Raw genomic sequence first — 20,635 nt, 5'->3', positions numbered from 1 at the left:
AATTAAGAAACCACTTTAGAGCGAATTGTTTCATAGACGGGTTGAAAAATATCATTGACAAAGAAATGCCACAAGCCCAGTAAAACAAAGAAAAATAAAGCCGGAACGAAATGGGTAACAACTCCTAGAAGAAAGGTACCCAAGAGAAACTTTGTCACTGCACGGATATCAAGAAAAGCACCAATAAAGCTCAGCTTCAAGCTGTTGAGATAGGACAACTCAAAATGGACTTGAAGCTTGAGGTAGACTGCAAAAGTCAAGGGAGCCACCAATAAAAAAATCAAATTAACCAATAAGATAAAAATCTGAAATAGGGACAAGTGGGGCAATTGAATCATCAGATACATGCCATAAACAAGAATAGCTTCGATTAAAAAAAATGTATAGAAAACCTGGTTGGCAGGACGGAAGTTTTCTTTATAGAGCGACCAAGCTTCAGACCAAGCATATTGCTTGTAATCAGATCCATGTTCGGCATATAGACTCATAATCGTTGCGCTAGCTGGCCCAAATCCAAATAAGATTCCTCCACAAAGAGTTAGCGCCCAAAAAATTCCTGTTGCCAGCATGGCTAAGTAGACTCTTGTAAAAATAAATTCAATCATTCTTCCCATAATTTGTCTCCATATTCATTTGCTGTAGAGGGGAACTTCAATCAAGTTAGTATAGTTTCCCTAGTACAACTGATGATTATACCCTATATTATAGCACATTTCCTCTGATGGTTTCGATTTCGAAATCATCAACAGAAAAGACTTTGAAGTGCGAAGACCTCAAAGTCTTTTAATAGACTTAAGCAAGTAATGCTAGCTTATTTCTTAGCAGCAAGGTACTCATCGTATTGTTTTTGGATTTCATCCAATACTTTTTGGTAGGCACCTTCTGATTTCAATTTTTCAAGCATCTTAGGAATTTCAACTTCAGGATCTACTGTACCTGTATTGATGGCACTTGTGAATTGGTTCAAAGTGTTTGTAAGGGCAGTGATTTCTGATTTCACGTTTTCAGTGTTGAAGATGAATCCAAGTGCTGGAGATTCTTTTGCAGTTTCCAAGTCTTTCTTAGATTGTGCAATTTGCTCATCCGTTACGTTTTCGTTGATGTAAAGGATCCAGTTGTTACCAGTGTTCCATCCAGACATGTGAGTGTTTCCGTTGTAGCCATCCAAGACTTTCACACGGTTTTCTTTACCTTCAACTTTTTCCCAGTTCTTGCCTTCTGGTCCGTAAACAAGACCGTTCAAGAGTTCTGGGTTTGTATTCAAGAGGTTCAATACTTCCATTGCTTTTTCTTTGTTCTTAGAGTTGTTTGAGATAACAAAGTTTGCAACTTGAGTAGTGTTATTTTTCTTGTAAAGTTGAGTGAATGGTTTGATTTCAATCTTACGGTTTGCTACACGAGTAAGCAAGCTGTTACCGTAGTCAGCAGGTCCTACTGTTTCTTCACGTACCAACCAAGTATCTTGAGAAAGGTCATATCCAGTGTCACTTGTAGCTACGTCTTTTGGAATGTAACCAGCTTCATAGTATTTATGAAGAGTCTTCAAGTTTTCAACATAACGTGGAATAGTGTAACGGTCAACAATCTTAGTTGTGTCACCTTGCAAATCGACAACGAATGGAAGACCATCTACTGCAATGTAATCGAAGTCATCAGAAGGTCCACCGTAGCTCTTGTTCATTGCGAATGGAACAACGTTTGGATCTTTTTCTTTGATGGCTTTCAAGACTGGTTCAAGTGAAGCGTAGTCTTTCACATCTGAAATATCGATACCATATTTTTCAAGAAGTGGTCCGTTGAAGGCAAAGTTTTGTGAAGATGCAACGTTAGCTGCAACTGGAACAGCATAAATCTTGCCGTTTACAGTATTCCCTTTGATATAAGCTGGGTCAAGTGCTTCATAAAGCTCTTTTCCTTCTTTCTTATACAAGTCTGTCAAGTCAGCATAAGCACCTTTTTGAGCGTTGATGACATAGTTGTTTGCAAAGGCAATATCGTAGTTTTCACCAGATGAAATGATAACGTTCATCTTCTTGTCATAGTCACCCCAACCAAGGTATTGGATGTCTAATTTAACACCAGCTTTTTCTTCGATGATCTTGTTAGCATTTTCTAACAAAGTATCCAAGTTATCAGGTTTGTCACCGATTTGGTACATTTTGATAACTGTTTTACCATCTTCACTCTTAGATGATTTTTGGTTATCACCTGTCAAGTTGCCACAAGCAGCAAGAGTTGCTCCAAGTGCGAGAACGCTAGCAGAAGCTAAAGCATATTTTTTCCAATTTTTCATGAGAAAAACTCCTTTTTTATTTTTCTTTATTAACATTATGAAGAGTGGATGAACAAGAGTTGCTTACTCTTTAACACCACCGATGGTCAATCCTTTTACAAAGTAACGTTGGAAGAATGGATAGAGGATAGCGATTGGAACTGTTGCTACCACCACCATGGCCATCCGTCCAGTTTCCTTAGGAAGGGATTGGACCGCACCAGCGATTTGGCTAGATGCACCGACTGATTTAGAAATGTAATCCATGTTATTTTGGATTTGCATCAGCAAGTATTGAAGAGGATAGAGGTTTTCACTCTTGATATAGAGAAGGGCGTTGAACCAGTCATTCCAGAAGCCAAGGGCTGTGAAGAGACTGATTGTCGCAATCCCTGGTAGAGAAAGTGGCAAACAGATCTGGAAGAAGATCCTCGTCTCACTTGCTCCATCTATCCGAGCAGACTCAAGAATTGCTTCTGGGATCGTCCGTTTGAAGAAGGTCCGCATCAAAATAATATTGAAGGGACTCAATAACATTGGAATGATGAGGGCTCCAACGGTATCTCCTAAATGAAGCAACTGAGTAGTAACGATATATCCTGGTACCATCCCTGCACTAAAGAGCATGCTCAAGAGGGCAAAGACAGTAAAGAAGTTTCTGTACTTAAAGGTTCTACGAGAGATTGCGTAGGCGTAGGTCGTTGTAATGAAGACATTACATGCTGTCCCTACAATCGTCACAAACAAGGTAATAAAGAGGGCTTGAAGAATCTTATCCTTAAATTGAACAAGGAAAAGATAGCCATCTGCACCAAACTTAGCAGGCCAAAATTGGAAGCCGTGAATCGCCAAACTTTGTTCGTCGGTCAAGGAAATCATGACAACAAAGATGAAGGGCAAGATACAGGATAGAGCAACCAAGCCAACAATGCTACTAAAGAAGAGGTCTGCTTTCTTACTAAAGGAGTGGATCCCAACATTATCAACTTTTTCTTTTTTAATTTTTGATTTTGCCATGGTATCCTCCTTTCTAGAAGAGCGCTGCATTCTTATCAATCCGACGTGCTACAATATTAGAAAGTAAAACGAGAATCAATCCGACAACTGATTGGTAAAGACCAGCCGCTGCGGCCATCGCAATATCTCCTGATTTAGCAAGTCCATTGTAGACATAGACATCAATTACGTTTGTCACACTATAAAGGGCACCTGAGTTATGTGGAATTTGGTAGAACAATCCAAAGTCAGCACGGAAGATATTTCCGATTGCAAGGATGGTCAAAACCGTAATTAAGGAAGACAACTGAGGAATGGTGATGTGGCGAATCCGTTGCCACTTGGATGCCCCGTCCACTGTTGCTGCTTCGTAAAAGGTTGGATCTATTCCCATGATGGTTGCGTAGTACATGACACTACTATAACCAAAGCCCTTCCAGATTCCTAAGAAAAGGAGAAGAGCCGGCCAAATGGCAACCTCTGTATAGAAGTTAATTCCTTTCATCCCAAGAGATGTCAAGACATGGTTAATCAAGCCTTTATCGACGTTTAAGAAGGCATCTGTAAAGAAGCTAATGATAACCCATGACAAGAAATAAGGGAACAGCATTGATGTTTGAAATACTTTGACCAATCGTTTAGACCGCATCTCACTAAAGATAATGGCAATCCCAACAGAAACAATCAAGCCCAAGAAAATAAAGGCTAAGTTGTATAGAACAGTATTTCTCGTAATGATATAAGCATCGTTGGAGCTAAAGAGGAATTTGAAGTTATCAAACCCAACCCACTTACTTTTCATTACGCTATCAATAAATCCCTCTCCAGTGATATGATAGTCTTTAAATGCAACAACGTTTCCCAAAACAGGTATGTAGAAGAATAAAATCAACCACACTGCACCTGGTAAAACCATCAAGAAGAAAATAAGATTTTCTCTCAAGGTCTTCAAAAACTTTTTCATCTGACTCCCCCCTTTGTCGTTTTCTCCCTTTGGTAACGTTTACATTATCAATTATAAAACTCTATGAAAACTTTTTCAAACTCCTAATTATAGAAAAAATTCTACAAATTTATGACATAGCCTTAAAAATGGAGAAAAAAGGAGAAGAAATGTCTCCACTCATCGGACATTCTTCTTCTCCTTCAACATCATCTTTTTAAAGACACCTTTTTAGATTAGGTTGTATAAATGGTCGAAGCTGTTGCAATCGTATGCCATTGGTTGGCTGTCGTGGCTGCAAAGTCCTTGTCTGCGTAGAAATCATTAAATGGCAAGATCTCTACTTCCAACTCATCAATACGTGAGATAGAACCAGTTAGATAGTCTTCAATACGACTTTCTGCTCGCTTAATCCGTTGCAAGAGTCCACCCATACGAATATCGACCGTATCCAAACCAAAGACCTTGTTTTCTTTCAGCCATTGCTGGCTAAAGAGAGCATGGAAGTTTTCAATCTCACTTCTAAGTTTTGGTAATTCTTCTCTGGCAATTTGTTTCAAGCCGTCTTTATCATCTGCTTGATAGGCTTGGCGAATGCGTCGTCCTACATCCACTTTGTTACTTAAAATAGCATTCAACTGAGCCTGAGTTTCGAAAAGATAAGCATAGATGCCTGCTTTTTCTTTAATAGCAGACAGAATCTCAGCTGCCTGAGCAAAGTGAGGCTTATCCTGCTCTGGTGTCATGTGCTGATCAAGAATTGGGCAAAGAACATCTTGATAAAAGATATAGCGGTTAGGATTAATCCCACTCAGATTTCCTGGTAGGTCTGGCAAAAGATTGGCCAGGTCAAGCTGCATAAAGTCCTCGACGGATAGGCCTGTATTGGTCTTGAAGTGAGCTGACAAACGTTCTAAGTCATTTCTGTAGCTTAGCTCTGCCCAGATTTGCAAGCTCGGTAAAATAGAGAACTGGGCTGTTTCACCACCATTATCTCCCCAACCAGTCACAATGACTTCTTTGATTTGATTGGCACGGCAGGCTTTATTAGCTTCGACTGCGATGAGACGACTGAAATGGTTATGAGGCGTGAAACCAATCCACTTCCAAGCACCACCTGCAAAGGCGATATCCTTGCTAATCTTGTGATGGTTACGGAAGTTGCGGTTGTATTTTTCCTCGCTATCTTGGTAATAATCCCAGTAAACCAAAGTCACACGGTCTTTTAGACGGTCGAGATAAATGCGAGTTTCTTCTGGAATTTCTACATCACGGTCATACTGGCCATCTGCTGACATGAGCTTGAAGAACATATCGCTCCACATCTGGCAGTGGAAACCATACTTGTCTGCGATATCCAGCACGCGCTCCAAGTGTTGGCACATAAGGAGACTACGATCCACAACGCCGTTTAGGATGAGGTAGCGTCCCAAACCAACCAGGTGGGCTTCGTCCATTCCGATATTGACCTTGCGAGTTTGCAGTTTAGACAAGGTCGCAAACATGCCGTCAATCAGGTCATAAACCTTTTCTTCGCCAATGAGGAGAATGTCCTCAACATCACGAAGTTGCTGGACTTCTTTGACACCCCATTTGACAAAGGCTGACAAGTGGGCCAAGGTCTGAATACAAGGAACAAAAGTCATATCAAACTGCTGAGCGTAAGCTTCGATTTCCTGTAACTCTTCAGCTGAATAAGCTCCACGGAAATAGCCAAAGTAAGGTTGTTCCTCGATTTGATAGGTATCTTCCATGTAGAGTTCAAAGGTTGAGTAGCCCATGAGAGCCAAGACCTCAACCATTTGTTTGGCAGAGGCGACATTCATTACAGCATTACGGGAACAATCCGCCATATAGGCCAAGTCTTCATAAGCTGCCTGCTCTTCAATCTCCACCTTGTCACCTTCTGCTAAAGCTGTTTCTAGAACGGATAAGGCGCGGTAGAGTTGGTGTGGTTTACGATAGGTCAGTTGATAGTGACCACCCTCACCCTTGATAGAGATAGAGGCTTGATCAGACTGAGCAACTGCCACTTCTACGTCTGGTAGGGAAATGTGATTTTTTAATACTTCAATAGCTTGCGCTTGTTTGGGACTAAGTCCTGTAAAACTTACCATTGGTTTTCCTCCTGTAACCAGTTGACAAGGGCACCGTAGAGATTGGCATCTGCCTGATAGGTGCAGGCTTGGATGACTGGTGCAATTGTATACTCTTCATATCTTTCGACAAAAGCATCTACTGCTTTTTGGACCCCTTTGATAAAATCTGGGTTCTGACTGATAGAACCACCTAGGCTAATGACATCTGGGTCGATCAGATACTGAATATTGAGTAGTCCTTGAGCAAGATTACGATTCATACGCTCAATGGCTTCTTGACAAAGGACATTGCCTGCTGCAGCCTCTTGGTAAATCTTACGACCGTCCCAATCGGATTGACCAGATTTTTCATTCACATAGCGAACCATACTTCCAGTTGACGCAAGTTGCGACCAGTTATTGAGTTTCTCAGTTGGTGCAAGAGTCGTCATGTAACCAAACTCTCCACCCAAGCCATGGCGACCACGGTGTAGTTTCCCATTGATCATCATAGCCCCACCGATTCCTGTACCAATCACGACGCAGGCTGCATTTTCAGTCTCAGGATGAGCCAGCAGTTCACTAAGTCCAACACAGTTGGCATCATTTTCTAGATGGACAGGTAGCTGGTGATGAGCAAGGACCTGGTACCATGAAAAACCATGGATATATGGAATGGCACTAATCCCCTCAATCACTCCTGTTTTTTGATTGACCGCACCTGGCACACTCATCGCAATCCCACGATAGTCCTGTTCTGACAAGCGTTGGTCCAACCAAGCCAACAAATCTTCTAGAGTGTCTGGAGTTGGGGTGCTGGTCTTATCTAAAATCTTTCCATCAGGAGTCAGACTAGCAAACTTAATGCCAGTCCCTCCGATATCAATCGTTGCAATGGTCATTACTTTCACCTGCAAAAAGGAGCGAGTCAGCAGTTGGTTCTTACTTCTTCGCTCCTCCTTTCTTTTTCTGTTTACTATTTGAAATTAAATTGAAATTAAATTTCTTCTTTTTGAATGAATTCTGTACGAATTTCCTGTGGTGCCAATAGTCCTGAATGAACTGGGTATGGGCGTTCCAGCAAATCAAGAATGGTTTGTTGTTTTTCAGAAACGCGAACATTTTCTTGACTCATATTGTAGTAACGAAGGACATAACCTTCTTCATTCTCAGCCACCTTAAATGCCGTTGGGCAGACTTGTGGTAAGTTCAGTGCCGCATGGTTAAAGAGGCTACCCGTTGCGGCAACACTACCCTCTTGTTTTGCAACTTGAAGAGCTGTAAATGGCACCTGGAAGGCTTTGGCACGACGGAAAGCTGAGAAGCGTTCGCCTGCTTGGTGGCATTCTACTGCAAACTCAACTTCGATATCACGTAAGCACTGAGCTTCCGGCGTTGGGAAATAGCCCCAGTCACCGAGTTCCCCTGAAGCACGAAGAAGAGTTACAGCCATGGTGTCGTCTCCGAGGATTTCATACTCGTGCAATCCTTTATTGGATACGGTCACTCCTTTGACATCATCATACAAGCTGACAAAGGCTTGTTGGTGTTGTGGATTTTCAGGATTTTCCCAAGAAGCCGCTGGTTTATTTGGTCTTGTCACAACTTCATAAATGCTTTCAGAATCATTGCTTGGACGAGTGTTATGAGTTTTGACCAAAAGACGGATGCGGTGATCCTTGGCAGTATTGGTAAAACGAGTCTTAAAGCGAATCTGTGGGTTATCCACAAAGATGGTCATCTCCGTTTCAAGAGGAATGGTTGTCAACTCTTCTGAACGACCAGCATCTCGTTTCATAAACTCGATAATGCCTCTTTGTTCAGCATCCAATTTTTCATCTGCACTGACTGGAATCGTCAAGTCATGTTTGAGCAATACCTTAGCATAACGAGCGTTGTTTGCTAAGACATCGTATCCTTTCAATTGAGCATAGATTGGTTCGGTTCCTTTTGGTTGGAAGTAAATATATTCGTTACCAATATCTCCACGATCCTCAAAGCGGATAAAGTCTTGGTAAGCTTCGTTTGTAGTCTTGTCATAGACGGTGATGCCTTCATCTACACTCACAGTTATAAACGGTGTATCAATCACTCCATTTTGATAAATACCATCTCGGTATTCTACTTGCCCTTCAATCAATTGGAAGCTTGCCCAAGAAAGTGGAGCCAGATGAACTGGGATTGTCACGCGCACTTGACGAGCAATATAAGGTTGGCGGAACTTATCCTTGGGTAAAGTGTAGCCAAAACTTGCTCCCAAGTCTTCAATCTTGGCTTCAATGACATGACCATCCAAATCTTCAACATGGTACTCTGGCAAGGACATGGCTGCCATCTTCTTGTAGCCTTCAGTTGGATGTAACTCTTTGAAATCACAAGTAGCAACATCCACCACAACACTCACAGTATCTACCTTGTCATGTAAAGCTGTGTTAACAACGGTGAAGAGGTGTTCGCTTTGTGCATTTTGGGTAGCCAGTTTGCCCTTCCATTCATTAAGAAGGTTGCTCTTAACAAAATTTCCGACTTGATTGACCTTGGCAAAACGAGTTTCCATTTCACGGTGGACCTCGTCTATACTACAGCCACAGATACTATCGTGTGGCGCATTTTGCAAAAGCACTTTCCAAGCATAGGTCAATTGATCCTTATGATTATGACCTCCTGTGAGAATGGTCAATGGTTCCACGACCTGCTCGAGCAAGTTACTATTTTCTTGGAAGGCTTGCTTGAGGTAAATACGAGATGAAGAGGTGTTAGCAAGAGTATACCAACCATCCGTTTCCTGACTGGTCAACTCACCTGTGACGGTTGATAATTGTTCAGGAAGGGCACTTTCTACTGCTTGCACGTAGTCATCAAAGGAACTGTGAATAAAGGTCACGTCAGGGAAGAGTTCATTGGCGACGCGAATGGCTTCACTCAAGTTTCGTTGAACGGGTTGGTGGTCACAGCCGTTCATCATCAACCATTGGTTGGTCGATGCATAGTCACGGACATCCGCCAATTTTTGTTTCCAGAAAGTCAAGGCTTCGTCTTTATCCACTGGAATTTCATTCCCGTTACTGTACCAGTTAGCAAAAAGAATGCCGAGTACACGGCTACCATCAGCCCCTTGCCAGTACATCTCAGAAAATTGAGAGGTAAACTGTTCATCTTCAAGGACTTGATTGTCAAATCCGATTGGTTTGACACCGCGACCAAAGGCTGCTACGTGAATGCCTGATTTTTGAAGGATTTGAGGAGCTTGTCCCATATTCCCAAAGGTATCTGGGAAGTAACCGATCTGCGTAGATTTGCCCCATTTAGCACATTCCGCTTGTCCAATCAAGGTATTGCGGACGTTCGCTTCACTGGAAATCAAGTAATCATCCTGCAAGATATAGAAGGGTCCAATCTTGAGTTTGCCTTCGTCGATATAACGCTGCACCTTGTCACGGTTTTCAGGGCGAATTTCTAAATAGTCATCAAGGACAATCGTTTGGCCATCTAAGTGGAAGCTCTTGAATTCAGGATCATTTTCAAAAAGATCAAAAAGATTGTCAAAAAGTTCCACCAATTGCATCCGGTGACTTTCAAAAGGTAGATACCACTCACGATCCCAGTGGCTGTGAGAGATGATATGTACAACAACATTTTCCATGAGTAAAACCTCATTCTAACTTAAATTTAAAAATAGATTGGTGATTCTTTAGAAGAATCTGTTGAGCGACAGCTCATTAATGAATATCCAAGTAATCCAAGACTAATTCGCAGAACATCATGTTGGCCCAAGAGAACCATTCGCGCGAGTAGAGAGTCGGATCATCTACGTGGAAGCTTTCGTGCATCACTCCTGTTCCACCATCGCAAGCAACCAACTGATCAAGCAAGAATTTCTTCTCAGCTTTATCTGTAGCTGTCAAGCCTTGGATAGATAGGGCAATCGGCCAGATATAACGATAGAAGGTATGAGAACTTCCGAGACCGCTAGCGTATTCTCCTTGGTAGAAGTATGGATTTTCTGGGCTGAGAATGGTGCGACGAGTTGCTTGATACACTTCGTCATTGACATCACAGTAACCAAGATATGGAGCAGCTAACAAACTTGGTACGTTAGGATCGTCCATAATGCTAGCATTTCCCAAACCGTCCACTTCAAAGGCGTAAATCTTTTCACCCTTGCTGTTGGTGGTGTAGGCGTAGTTTTCGATTCCTTCTTGAATCTCAGCTTGGAGACGTTTGGCATCAGCAATCATGCTCTCACTATCAGCTAGATTCAATTCTGCAAAGATTTCCTGGACATATCCCAAGACAACAACTGCAAACATATTGGACGGGATTAAGTAGCTATACTGACAGCAGTCATCACTCGGACGAAAGGCCGACCAGGTCATTCCTGTCACGGCAAAGTCAGGACCAAAACCATCATTTACCAAAGTGTCTTCCTTACGATCGGTATCCCGAACAAAGCGATAAGGGGAGTTGTTGTGGTCTTGTTCCACCGTCCAGAGATGAAGGATATCCTTGGTCGCTGAGACAAACGTTTCATCAAACTGGCTAGTCTCACCAGTTTCTTTCCAAAGGAGATAAGCCAATTGCAAGGGGTAGCAAAGCGAATCTACTTCATATTTGCGTTCCCAGATCCATCCATTGAGGTCTGTATGGTCTGTTTCGTGGTGCCCCTTCCAGTTTTCCTCAATATTAAAAGAGTTCGCATAGGGATCCTTGAGGATCAAGGTCATCTGACGTTTGACCAAACCGGCAATGGTCTGGCGCAAGAGCGGGTCTCTTTTTGCCACATGAAGGTAGGGTCTCAGCTGGGCTGTCGAGTCACGAAGCCACATAGCTGGGATATCTCCAGTCAGGACAAAAGTCGAGCCATCTTCCAAAATTTCAACTGTATTGTCTAAAGTATCTGTGTAGCAACGCTCAAAGACATCCACCCACTCAGGGTAATCCTTGACACGTTCTGCTACTTGGTCCAACCATTCTCTTACGATTTCTTTTGAATAGGTCATTTGTTTTCCTCACACGTATCGATTCTTTCCTATTCAGTATAAAAGATTTCAAAGGGGAAATACATACGCAAATTATAGCCCTTTTTCTACAAACTTTTCTAGTTTTAAAAATTGCTTTCAGATTCTAGTAGCTTCTGCTAAAATAAAGAAAGAAAAGGGCTTAGAAGCTCTACTTTAATACAGGAGGTCCTTTATGAAGACCGATTTGACTTGCATTGATACCCGCTTAGGAACAGACAATCACCCAGCTTATTCCAACGGCAACACCCTCCCTTACACAGGAGTTCCTTTTGGGATGAATTATTTTCTCCCACAGACGACACATGAACAGGGTGCTTGGTTTTTCAACCCCAACCTTCCAATCTTTCAAGGCATTCGCTTGACCCATCAGCCGAGCCCTTGGATTGGGGATTTTTCTTGGTGTCTCCTCACCCCACTAACAGACATACCAACTCAAGAAGACCTCTATTTTAGACAGAGCAGTTACCGGATCCAAGAAGCTATCTTTCAGCCCCATTATTTAGCCCTCACCTCAGAGCGCTATCAAATCCACACAGAGGTGACGCCCAGCCTCTATGGAGCCTTCCTTCGCTTTAGGGGGCCATCTGAACTAGCACTTGCCTTGCACTGTCCCAATGGACTAACTGAGCTAGAATTCGGAGAAACAAATCTTCACTTCCACATCCTAGATCAAAATCATACAGACCAACATGACTTTCCGTTCTATCTTCATTTCGAATTTGACCAAGCTATCACTCGAACTCACTGGCTAGGGCAGGATTTGATCCTAGAGTTTGACAGCCCCATACTAGAAGCTCGATTAGGCACTTCCTTTATTAGCCCTGACTTGGCCAAATCTCACCTCCCTAAAGCTAGCTTTGAAGATATGAAAGAAAAAGCCGGTCGCAAGTGGCAAGAGCTAATGGACCGATTTGAAATTTTAGATACGGGCGGAGAGGATCGAACCTTTTTCGATCACTGTCTCTATCGTAGTCTGCTCTTTCCTCAGACTTGTTATGAAGTGACCCCTGAAGGGAAAGCAGTTCATCGTGACTTCGCCCACAACCGCATTCAAGAAGGAAAATACTTCACTAGTCTGGGCTTCTGGGACCTCTTTCGGACCACCTTTCCTCTTTATAGCCTGGTCTATCCTGAGCTCTATCAGGGATTTCTCGAAGGCTTCCTTAACCATTACCGGGATACAGGCTTCCTCCCTAAATGGCTAGCGCCAGACGAAAGAGGCATGATGCCTGGGACACTCGTTGATGGGGTCATTGCAGATGCCATTCAGAAAGGCCTGGCTCCCGACCTTCACACGGAACTTTTTGAAGCCATGCTGGATACAGCTAGGAAGGAAGATCCAAATGGTCATTACGGTCGACGAGGAGCGAAAGAGTACAAAAAATTAGGTTATCTATCCACCGACTATCACGAAAGCGTGAGTCATACCATCGACTTCTCCTATAGCGACTTTTGTATCGCCCAAACTGCTCAGATACTTGGCAAGGAAGATCTTGCCAAAGAATATGCCCAATCTAGCCTTTCCTACCGAACCCTCTTTGATCCAGAAACAGGTTATATCCGAGCCAAAGATAAGAAGGGTCATTTCAGACCAGACTTCTCTCCGATCAGTTGGGGACGCGACTATGCAGAGTGCTCTGCCATTCAGGCAACCTTAGGCGCCCTTCACGACATAGAGGGACTCAAGCAACTCTTTGGAGGAGAAGAAGGCTTTACCCACTACTTAACCCGACTGGCAACCCAAGCACCACATTATGAAGTGACGGGCTATGGCTACGAAATTCACGAAATGAGTGAGATGGCCCAAGCTCCTTTTGGGCAAATTGCCATTTCGAACCAACCGAGTTTCCACATCCCCTATCTCTTTCGCTATAGCCAACACCCAGAATACACTAGCTTACTGATTCAAGCCATTCGCAAAGAAGCCTTCCAGTCAAGCTTCCAGGCCTATCCAGGAGATGAGGATAATGGCAGTCTATCTTCTTGGTATATCTGGTCAGTTTTGGGACTCTATCCGACTTGCCCCGGAAAACCAGTTTATGACCTGGGGATTCCTCTCTTCAAACACCTACGCCTCTATCTCCCTCAAGAGAAAAAATGGATCCATATCCATCGTACAGCCCACACAGCTCAGGCACACTTCCTTCAAGATGTTTCACTTGATGGGAAAAGAATCGACAGAGTGAGTCACCAAGACCTCTTGAAAGCAGAGAAGCTGGATTTCCACCTCTCTTGGCTCCCTAAGATCTAGAAAACGAAAAAGAATGAAGAGTTGGACACTCTTCATTCTTTTTCTATGGCACTAATATTCCCTAATCCCCAACCTTATAGAGGAAAGACCCTTGTTCTGTAAAACTGTACATCCCAGTTCCAGTCCAGAGACGGTCTTTACTTGCATCAGAGTCATCATGGAAGACGACTTCTCCATTTTCGTCCGTTTGATCATCAATCGTAAGCCCGGCAGGGATGAATTCCATTAAAAATCCACCTGTGATTCCTCCGTAAACTCCTCCCGAAACAGTCCCATAATCCGTCAAGGAGAGACCGTAAGATTCATATTCGTTAGAGACCAAACCATTTTGATCAAAGACCAATTTATTTCCCTTATCATCTTGCCAGACACCAGCTACGCTACTATAATCCCCTTGAGCGATTGCTTCAATATCCATCTTTGTTTTCTCTTTCTTCTCGCTCGAACTTTCAGCTTTCTTTGTTTCACTAGTAGCTGAGCTATCCTTCGATTGACGAACCGTACTTTCTTTACTTTCAGCCCCTGTCTCCTGCTTTTTCTCACCGCAGGCTCCAAGGAAAAACAGTAGAGCAGAAAGCAACAATAACAAACGATACTTTTTCATCATGAATCTCCCTAATTCAAACTATTCTATAAACCTAATTTTATCCTTTTTCTAGCAAATTGACAAGTTTCTTTTACTATCAAAAAATGAGGCTGGGACAAAAGTCCTAGCCTCTCAATTGTCTTTGGATTGTTGAGCAAGACGCAGTGGTTGAGTGGGCTCTACTACGCTGATTTCATCAGCTTTTACAGCCCTACTCAACTGTGCGGAGGTGGGACGACGAAATCGAATTCTAACGAATGACTGATTTCTGTCCCACTCTCTTCTCTATTTGATTAATGGGCTAACATTTCCTGTGCAATTTCAAATCCTGTCAAGTCACTTGGGTAGTAAGTAGGCCAATTTTCTAATTCCTTATAAAGAGCCTCTTGACTTTCCCCACCGAAGAAAATGTGGAAGTGAGCTGCCTTATTAGGAGCAATTTGGTGGTCACTGAATTGAACATACTTGAATTCACCCGCATTTGGATCAGTTGCTTCAAAGAGATAACGCACTCCACGATTCCCTTTTGTATAGGTTAGTGTATGCTTCCCAGCATAGCGGTATTCGAACTTCTTCTCTTCCCCATTCTTATAGAAGGTCATGGTTTTGTCTGTAATGACAATCCGGTCGACATCTGTTTTATAACCTGTGGTGTAGTAGTCTTTATACTCTTCAGCTGTTTTGGACTTGGTTAATTTAGCTTTGTAGTCAAAGACTTGATCCAAGGTTCCATCTTTTAGATAAGGATACACAGACTGCCAGTCTCCCGCATAGTCTGAAAGAGTTCGGTCCTTAATAGCACTGTCTTCAAAGTAGCCATTGGCTACTGTTTTGGTGTCTTCTTCCTCTTCTGGAGCGATTTCTTTTCCGGCTTGAGTCGTTGTTAACTCTAAAGACTTGAGGTTGGCTCCCATGATAGAGATGTAGTCTTCACCATCTTTCATCTGCTCATCTGTCAAGCTCTCTAGTGGATTCAAAACAGCTAGATCTACACCGGTTTCAGCAGACAAGGTTTTCGATAAGGATTTAGAAGCATTTTCTTCAAAGTAGATAACCTTGATATCGTTCTTCTTGATGTACTCTGTCAATTCACTCAAACGACTCGCAGACGGCTCACTATCCGGTGATAAACCTGAAATAGAGACTTGATTCAAGCCATAGTCCAAGGCCAAATAACGGAAAGCCGCGTGCTGCGTTACAAAGTTTTTCTGTTTCGCTGCAGATAGGCTCTTCGTATAGCTGTCATCCAATTTTTTCAACTTAGCAATATAAGCGTCCGCATTAGCTGTAAAGCTATCTTTTTTATCTGGGTACTGTTTCACCAGTTGATCACGAATCGTTTCCACCATTTTAATGGCTCTCTGTGGAGACAGCCAGACATGGGGATCGTAGTCATGATGGTGTTCTTCCCCTCCCTCATGGTCATGCTCTTCTTCACCACCTGGTAAAAGAAGCATATTTTCAGTCGCTTTGACAACCTTGGTTTTCTTGCCATCCATTGATTTCAACAACTGAGGCACCCAAGTTTCCATGTTCTCGTTCTCATAGACAAAGACATCTGACTCTTGAATTTTTGCGCGACCTTTGGCAGACAATTCAAAATCATGGGGTTCCGAACCAGACCCAATCAAGAGCTCCACATCTCCCTCGTCTCCGATGACTTGCTTAGTAAATTCATAGACAGGATAGAAAGTAGTCATGACTTTCAATTTCCCTGACTGATTTTGACCGCCACTACAAGCTACTAAAAGAAGACTACAGAAGGCTAACACGAGCCATGCAAGTTTTTTCATAAGATCACCTATTTTCTAAATTTAACAAAAAGATTTGAGAGCAAAAAGAAGGATACAAATAAGAGAGTGATGGTCGCACTAACCGGTGTATCCGGGTAATAAGAAAGAATGAGACCACTGACCATCCCCACAAAACCAATGACTACTGCCAACAGCATGACTGAACGGAAAGTTTTTCCTAGCTTTAAAGCAATACTAGCTGGCAAGACCATAATAGTAGATACCAACAAGGAGCCTGCAGCCGGGATCATCAAGGCGATAGCCACTCCTGTCACAATATTAAATAGGATAGACATGAGACGTACGGGTAAACCATCTACATAAGCTGTATCCTCGTCAAACGTAAGGATATACATAGGACGAATAAAGAGAACCGTCAAACATAAAACAATCGCCGCAATGACAAACAAAGCTAGCACTTGCTCATCAGTAATAGTCAAGGTGGAACCAAATAGGTACTGGTCCAAACTCATGGAACTTTTACCACCACCCTTCATGATCACTAGGGCTAAGGCCAAGCCAGTCGACATGAGAATCGCTGTCCCGATTTCCATAAAATCTTTATAGACTGTTCGTAAATACTCTAGAAATACAGCCGCTATGATTACCACAATGACTGTCGAAATAGTTGGAGAGAAACCAAGGAAGAGGCCAAAAGCGACCCCCGATAGAGAAACGTGACTCAGTGTATCACTCATCAAGCTCTGACGACGCAAAATCAAAAATACACCTAAGATAGGGGAGAAGAGACTCATGGCAACCATCGCCAACAAAGCCCGTTGCATAAAGTCATATTGAAATAAACTAAGCATGCTCCTCACCTCCATCTTTCTCATGGACATTAAAGCAACGCCATGGAGAATTTTGTTTTCTCACCAGGTGAATATTGCGATCCGCGTAATGGCTCACCTCTTCGGGATCATGCGTAATCATTAAAACAGCCTTCCCATGGTGGTGGGCACTGTGATGCATCAATTCGTAAAACTCATCCTTACTACCAGCATCCATCCCAGTAGTCGGTTCATCCAACACAAAAATATCTGGATCAGACGCAAACATTCGTGCAATAACAGCCCGTTGCTTCTGACCACCGGATAGAGCCCCTAACGGTTTATCACGATGCTCTAACATCCCAACAGAAGATAAACTAGCTAAAATGTGCTCCTCATCATGATGATTTAACCGACGAAACCAGCCCTTACGAGGATAACGTCCCGATTTCACAAACTCATAAACAGAACTTGGAAAGCCAGCATTGAAACTTGCAATTTGTTGCGGAAGATAAGCGATTCGTAATTTTTTACCCGCTACATTTTCCTTAGCGATTTCAACAGTTCCTACTTTGGGTTTTAAAATTCCAAGACTTGCCTTAATCAAAGTAGATTTAGCAGCACCATTCTCACCCGTCAGGGTCACAAACTCCCCACTATCCAAGTAATAATTCACACCTTCTAGAACAGGCTCTCTATCATAATAAAATGAAAGATCTTTAACAGTAATATAACGCATTAACGAAGATCCTCCAATAAGCGCGATAAAAATTTAGAAATAACCATCTGTTCTTCTTGAGAAAATTCACTCAAAACTTGATTATACACAGCCAAAGTATGATCATGATGATGAGAATGTTCTTCAGCAACCGGACGCCCTAAATCTGTTAACCGATACAAAACAATACGAGCATCTTTCTCGTCTTTCAAAGCTTCCAACATGCCAAAAGAAAGTAATTGCTTAACTGCTTTGGTCACAGCAGCTTGACTGACATTTAGCAATTTAGCAAGCTCAGAATTTGAATAATTATCTTTTGAAAGTAACATTAGAATATGCTCTTGCGTGTTGGTTAAAGAAAAACCACTCGTACAGGAACCAATCAAAACTTCATGCTGATTCTCAGAAATAAGTAAAATAGAATTTAAAAAATGTTCAATCTGATTAGCAACTTTCATATGTATTTCCTTTCTGTTAACCGGTAAATACTTTACCGGTTAATTATAACACAGTAAAGGAAAGTAGTCAAAGTATTTTCAGAAAACAATGAGAATAAATTTAAGGAATTTATTAGTAACTCACCAGTAAAAATTCAACGAATAAAAGAAAAAGACAAGGTCCGAAAACCTTGTCTTTAATACTATACCGGCGGCCGGGGTCGAACCGGCACGTCCTTGCGGACACTGGATTTTGAGTTCTATGAATACATTTTTTAAATCTTATAACCTTGATTTAGTAGGTTTTTTAGACTTTTAAATCTTGCAAAATAGACTCTTTTTTCAAATTTTGGTAACTTTTTTGTAACTCATCTTTCTCTCTTAAATAACTACTTCCATAAATAGTGAGTCGATAATCTTATTTCTTAGTTATCTCATTTGTCAAATTAAGCTAGACAATTTCACCTGACTCAGAAAAACTTGATACGGAGTTTGGTAGTTCAAGGACTTCCTTGGGATTCGATTTCGCTTATCAAGTACAGAAAAAACAAATTAAACTATAGTCCGTTAAAAATTAGAGGTATCGTAGTTAGTTTACATATCTATCAAGTGTCTATAGTAATAAACTTCATTATTAAAATAAAATGTATTAGTATCAAAGCAACTATCTCAACTTGATTGGTTACTATAATACATCCCTACTAATATCAAAAAGCCACTGTTTCCAGTGACTTCATAATACCTTTCACTCAAAAATATTTACGTTTTTACCAACAAAGCTACACACTCAGCGGTTCGCTGTTACCTTAAATTTCGTTATGAAACAAGTTTATTTCTTTCTAACGTCCTCAAGAACCTCATCGCCTTTCAACTCAAAGACTCTGTGATTCTATTATTTGTAAAACTTCTTTCATATTTTCAACTTTCCATTGCGCTTTGTCATTAAAAAATGGTAATCGGCTATCATAATAACCAATAGTTGCAATTCCGGCGCTAGTTGAAGATTCAATTCCAGAGTATGAATCTTCAATTGCAATACATTGTTCTGCTTGCAATTCTAACTTATGTAGCGTTGTTAAATAGATAGACGGATTTGGCTTACTTTCTACAAAATTCTCTCCGCTAACGATGACATCAAAATATTTTTTTATGTCACACCTTTCTAAAACTTCATTAATATGCTCATATTTTGATGATGATGCTACAGCTAATTTGATTCCGTTTTTCAATGCATAGTCAATAATTTTTAGAATTTCTTTTCTAAAAAGTAAAGAATAATCAATTTTTTCATATCTCTCATCACTAAAAGAAGCATATTCTTTTTCTATAGTTTTTATATCATATTGTTTCCCAATAAATTGCTGTAAAAGCCTATAAAGATTAAAATATGATTTACCAACTAATACCAATAGCTCAGAATCTTCGTAACTAGATTTTGGATTAAGGTGTTTGATAAAATCTTTCTGTATTAGAAAATCTTGGTACTCTGTATCAACTATAACTCCATCCATATCGAAGATTATACCTTTCAAATTCATAAATCCTTCTTTAAAATCAAAATCTATCATATATAATACCCGTGTTGCTAGTTGATAAAAAATCCTAAATTATAGACCAAAATAGCCCGTTCGATCTCTAATTGCAAACCTGCTAAAGAGCGAGCAAGCGGATGTTCAATGTTAAACAATGCATTTAGGACAGAGATCCGAGTTTCGATGGTCCTTCGGATTGCCAGGATAGCAGGATTGTTGTGCTCAGCTGCTCCTTTCATATTTTTACGAATCAGCGTCAAAAAGTCTATTCCCTTGGCTTCCAATCGTTTTTTCAGTTCCTTACCCAAGTAGCCCAAATAACTACTATTTGGGCAAAATGTTACTTAGTTTCTTTTTAAATGAGCAATGAGTAACTTAATAAGATAAGCTAGAACTACAAGTGATAATAGAAAGAAAATAGAATAAATAAAATAGATTTGCATATTGGACACCTCCTAAATAAAAGAGATAAGCCATCCTGCCCTCAATATTATTGTACTCCCACTTAAAAGCGGTGTCAAGCATTATGATAAATAATACTAGCACCTATGGTGAATTTAAAATCTAAAAAACAAACCATCAATCTGCATTAAAATAATCATAAACCTCTTTATATGGAATTCCGTTAATATTTTAGACACATTTTGGGAGGAAATTTTGAAGACTAGCGTCCTTCTATTTTTCCCAATAAGTTTTAACTTCTTCAAAAATCTTATTCAAAAGTTCTGCATCTTTTTCTGACAACTGATTTTTTTCTATAACTCTATCTTTTAGTTCTGTTGCCTTTATTTTATTTCTTGCCACCGAAACTGCTATTGAATGTTTCAAAATATCAAACTCATCCTTTGAAAAGTTTGCAATATTGGTAAGATCTAATTGTTCTAGAGGTAAACTACTGATAATTGAATAAGGTTTTTGTCCCAGCAAATAATCTGTAGTAGTACCAAAGATATTTGCTAATTTCACAACGAATTCTAATCCTGGTTCTAACGTTCCATTCTCCCACCGAGAATATGTCCCTTGTTGAACTCCAATTAATTCCGATATTTGTACTTGAGTTAACTTTTTTGATTTTCTGAGAGTTTTTAACCTCTCTGAAAATTTATAATCCTCTGTATACATAATTCTCCTATAGATATTCTTATTCGTATATTTTTTCTTGACAAAATATTCTAAACGGTATAAAATAGAATTATTCCATAAGGAATATTTATTTTGAGATTAAATATTCCATTGAG

At 40.9% G+C, this 20,635-nt stretch carries 17 protein-coding genes and 1 pseudogene; 1 reads left to right on the top strand and 17 read right to left on the bottom strand.

Going from position 1 to position 20,635, the window contains the following annotated elements; all coding sequences use genetic code 11:
- Positions 1–2 precede the first annotated feature (2 nt).
- From N596_RS08050 to N596_RS08015, 8 genes are all read right to left on the bottom strand, one after another.
- On the bottom strand, positions 3–614 hold the full coding sequence (locus N596_RS08050) for a YesL family protein (protein ID WP_023027547.1): 612 nt from the start codon (positions 612–614) through the stop codon (positions 3–5).
- Between the two features lie 197 nt (positions 615–811).
- Positions 812–2,293 (bottom strand): ABC transporter substrate-binding protein, encoded by a 1,482-nt coding sequence (locus N596_RS08045; protein ID WP_023022065.1) that lies wholly within the window; start codon positions 2,291–2,293, stop codon positions 812–814.
- A 63-nt stretch (positions 2,294–2,356) separates the two neighbouring features.
- Complete coding sequence (locus N596_RS08040) at positions 2,357–3,289, bottom strand: carbohydrate ABC transporter permease (protein ID WP_006597196.1); 933 nt, start codon at positions 3,287–3,289, stop codon at positions 2,357–2,359.
- A gap of 13 nt (positions 3,290–3,302) precedes the next feature.
- Entirely contained in the window at positions 3,303–4,232 is a 930-nt protein-coding gene (locus N596_RS08035) for an ABC transporter permease (protein WP_023027545.1), read from the bottom strand.
- A gap of 215 nt (positions 4,233–4,447) precedes the next feature.
- A complete protein-coding gene (locus tag N596_RS08030; RefSeq protein ID WP_023027544.1) occupies positions 4,448–6,328 on the bottom strand; it encodes a beta-N-acetylhexosaminidase in 1,881 nt (626 codons plus the stop codon).
- A complete protein-coding gene (locus N596_RS08025; RefSeq protein WP_023027543.1) occupies positions 6,322–7,191 on the bottom strand; it encodes an ROK family protein in 870 nt (289 codons plus the stop codon). Before N596_RS08025 ends, N596_RS08030 begins: the two co-directional genes overlap by 7 nt.
- A gap of 95 nt (positions 7,192–7,286) precedes the next feature.
- Positions 7,287–9,932, bottom strand: coding sequence for an alpha-mannosidase (locus N596_RS08020; protein ID WP_023027542.1), 2,646 nt, complete (start codon positions 9,930–9,932; stop codon positions 7,287–7,289).
- Positions 9,933–10,008: 76 nt separating this feature from the next.
- On the bottom strand, positions 10,009–11,289 hold the full coding sequence (locus N596_RS08015; protein WP_023027541.1) for a glycoside hydrolase family 125 protein: 1,281 nt from the start codon (positions 11,287–11,289) through the stop codon (positions 10,009–10,011).
- A 193-nt stretch (positions 11,290–11,482) separates the two neighbouring features.
- On the opposite strand from N596_RS08015, the gene N596_RS08010 reads away from it, so the two are divergent.
- A complete protein-coding gene (locus N596_RS08010) occupies positions 11,483–13,561 on the top strand; it encodes a GH92 family glycosyl hydrolase (protein ID WP_023027540.1) in 2,079 nt (692 codons plus the stop codon).
- A 61-nt stretch (positions 13,562–13,622) separates the two neighbouring features.
- On the opposite strand, the gene N596_RS08005 is transcribed toward N596_RS08010, so the two are convergent.
- The 9 genes and pseudogenes from N596_RS08005 to N596_RS07970 form a co-directional block, all read right to left on the bottom strand.
- Positions 13,623–14,168, bottom strand: a complete 546-nt coding sequence (locus tag N596_RS08005) for a DUF6287 domain-containing protein (protein WP_023027539.1) — start codon at positions 14,166–14,168, stop codon at positions 13,623–13,625.
- Positions 14,169–14,440: 272 nt separating this feature from the next.
- A complete protein-coding gene (locus tag N596_RS08000) occupies positions 14,441–15,940 on the bottom strand; it encodes a zinc ABC transporter substrate-binding protein AdcA (RefSeq protein WP_023027538.1) in 1,500 nt (499 codons plus the stop codon).
- A gap of 8 nt (positions 15,941–15,948) precedes the next feature.
- Positions 15,949–16,752: a metal ABC transporter permease gene (locus tag N596_RS07995; protein WP_023022055.1), complete on the bottom strand. Its 804-nt coding sequence runs from the start codon at positions 16,750–16,752 to the stop codon at positions 15,949–15,951.
- The gene (locus N596_RS07990; protein ID WP_023027537.1) at positions 16,745–17,449 is read right to left on the bottom strand and encodes a metal ABC transporter ATP-binding protein; all 705 of its coding nucleotides are present in this window, start codon (positions 17,447–17,449) and stop codon (positions 16,745–16,747) included. Before N596_RS07990 ends, N596_RS07995 begins: the two co-directional genes overlap by 8 nt.
- Complete coding sequence (locus tag N596_RS07985) at positions 17,449–17,886, bottom strand: zinc-dependent MarR family transcriptional regulator (protein ID WP_023027536.1); 438 nt, start codon at positions 17,884–17,886, stop codon at positions 17,449–17,451. Before N596_RS07985 ends, N596_RS07990 begins: the two co-directional genes overlap by 1 nt.
- A 420-nt stretch (positions 17,887–18,306) precedes the next feature.
- Positions 18,307–18,417 (bottom strand): annotated as a pseudogene (locus N596_RS10270) (IS30 family transposase); the annotation flags it as partial.
- Positions 18,418–18,737: 320 nt separating this feature from the next.
- Entirely contained in the window at positions 18,738–19,433 is a 696-nt protein-coding gene (locus N596_RS07980) for an HAD family hydrolase (RefSeq protein ID WP_258025866.1), read from the bottom strand.
- Positions 19,434–19,450: 17 nt separating this feature from the next.
- A complete protein-coding gene (locus N596_RS07975) occupies positions 19,451–19,714 on the bottom strand; it encodes a transposase (protein ID WP_023027535.1) in 264 nt (87 codons plus the stop codon).
- Positions 19,715–20,072: 358 nt separating this feature from the next.
- The gene (locus N596_RS07970) at positions 20,073–20,519 is read right to left on the bottom strand and encodes a helix-turn-helix transcriptional regulator (protein ID WP_006147801.1); all 447 of its coding nucleotides are present in this window, start codon (positions 20,517–20,519) and stop codon (positions 20,073–20,075) included.
- Positions 20,520–20,635 lie beyond the last annotated feature (116 nt).

It is taken from the genome of Streptococcus ilei (assembly GCF_000479335.1).
Classification (GTDB): domain Bacteria; phylum Bacillota; class Bacilli; order Lactobacillales; family Streptococcaceae; genus Streptococcus; species Streptococcus ilei.
This window is presented reverse-complemented; position numbering and strand designations above follow the sequence as displayed.

Excerpts from the sequence above, each read along its gene's own strand:
- N596_RS08050 (WP_023027547.1), bottom strand. The coding sequence starts at position 614 with ATGGGAAGAATGATTGAATTTATTTTTACAAGAGTCTACTTAGCCATG.
- N596_RS08045 (WP_023022065.1), bottom strand. The coding sequence starts at position 2,293 with ATGAAAAATTGGAAAAAATATGCTTTAGCTTCTGCTAGCGTTCTCGCA.
- N596_RS08040 (WP_006597196.1), bottom strand. The coding sequence starts at position 3,289 with ATGGCAAAATCAAAAATTAAAAAAGAAAAAGTTGATAATGTTGGGATC.
- N596_RS08035 (WP_023027545.1), bottom strand. The coding sequence starts at position 4,232 with ATGAAAAAGTTTTTGAAGACCTTGAGAGAAAATCTTATTTTCTTCTTG.
- N596_RS08030 (WP_023027544.1), bottom strand. The coding sequence starts at position 6,328 with ATGGTAAGTTTTACAGGACTTAGTCCCAAACAAGCGCAAGCTATTGAA.
- N596_RS08025 (WP_023027543.1), bottom strand. The coding sequence starts at position 7,191 with ATGACCATTGCAACGATTGATATCGGAGGGACTGGCATTAAGTTTGCT.
- N596_RS08020 (WP_023027542.1), bottom strand. The coding sequence starts at position 9,932 with ATGGAAAATGTTGTTGTACATATCATCTCTCACAGCCACTGGGATCGT.
- N596_RS08015 (WP_023027541.1), bottom strand. The coding sequence starts at position 11,289 with ATGACCTATTCAAAAGAAATCGTAAGAGAATGGTTGGACCAAGTAGCA.
- N596_RS08010 (WP_023027540.1), top strand. The coding sequence starts at position 11,483 with ATGAAGACCGATTTGACTTGCATTGATACCCGCTTAGGAACAGACAAT.
- N596_RS08005 (WP_023027539.1), bottom strand. The coding sequence starts at position 14,168 with ATGATGAAAAAGTATCGTTTGTTATTGTTGCTTTCTGCTCTACTGTTT.
- N596_RS08000 (WP_023027538.1), bottom strand. The coding sequence starts at position 15,940 with ATGAAAAAACTTGCATGGCTCGTGTTAGCCTTCTGTAGTCTTCTTTTA.
- N596_RS07995 (WP_023022055.1), bottom strand. The coding sequence starts at position 16,752 with ATGCTTAGTTTATTTCAATATGACTTTATGCAACGGGCTTTGTTGGCG.
- N596_RS07990 (WP_023027537.1), bottom strand. The coding sequence starts at position 17,449 with ATGCGTTATATTACTGTTAAAGATCTTTCATTTTATTATGATAGAGAG.
- N596_RS07985 (WP_023027536.1), bottom strand. The coding sequence starts at position 17,886 with ATGAAAGTTGCTAATCAGATTGAACATTTTTTAAATTCTATTTTACTT.
- N596_RS07980 (WP_258025866.1), bottom strand. The coding sequence starts at position 19,433 with ATGATAGATTTTGATTTTAAAGAAGGATTTATGAATTTGAAAGGTATA.
- N596_RS07970 (WP_006147801.1), bottom strand. The coding sequence starts at position 20,519 with ATGTATACAGAGGATTATAAATTTTCAGAGAGGTTAAAAACTCTCAGA.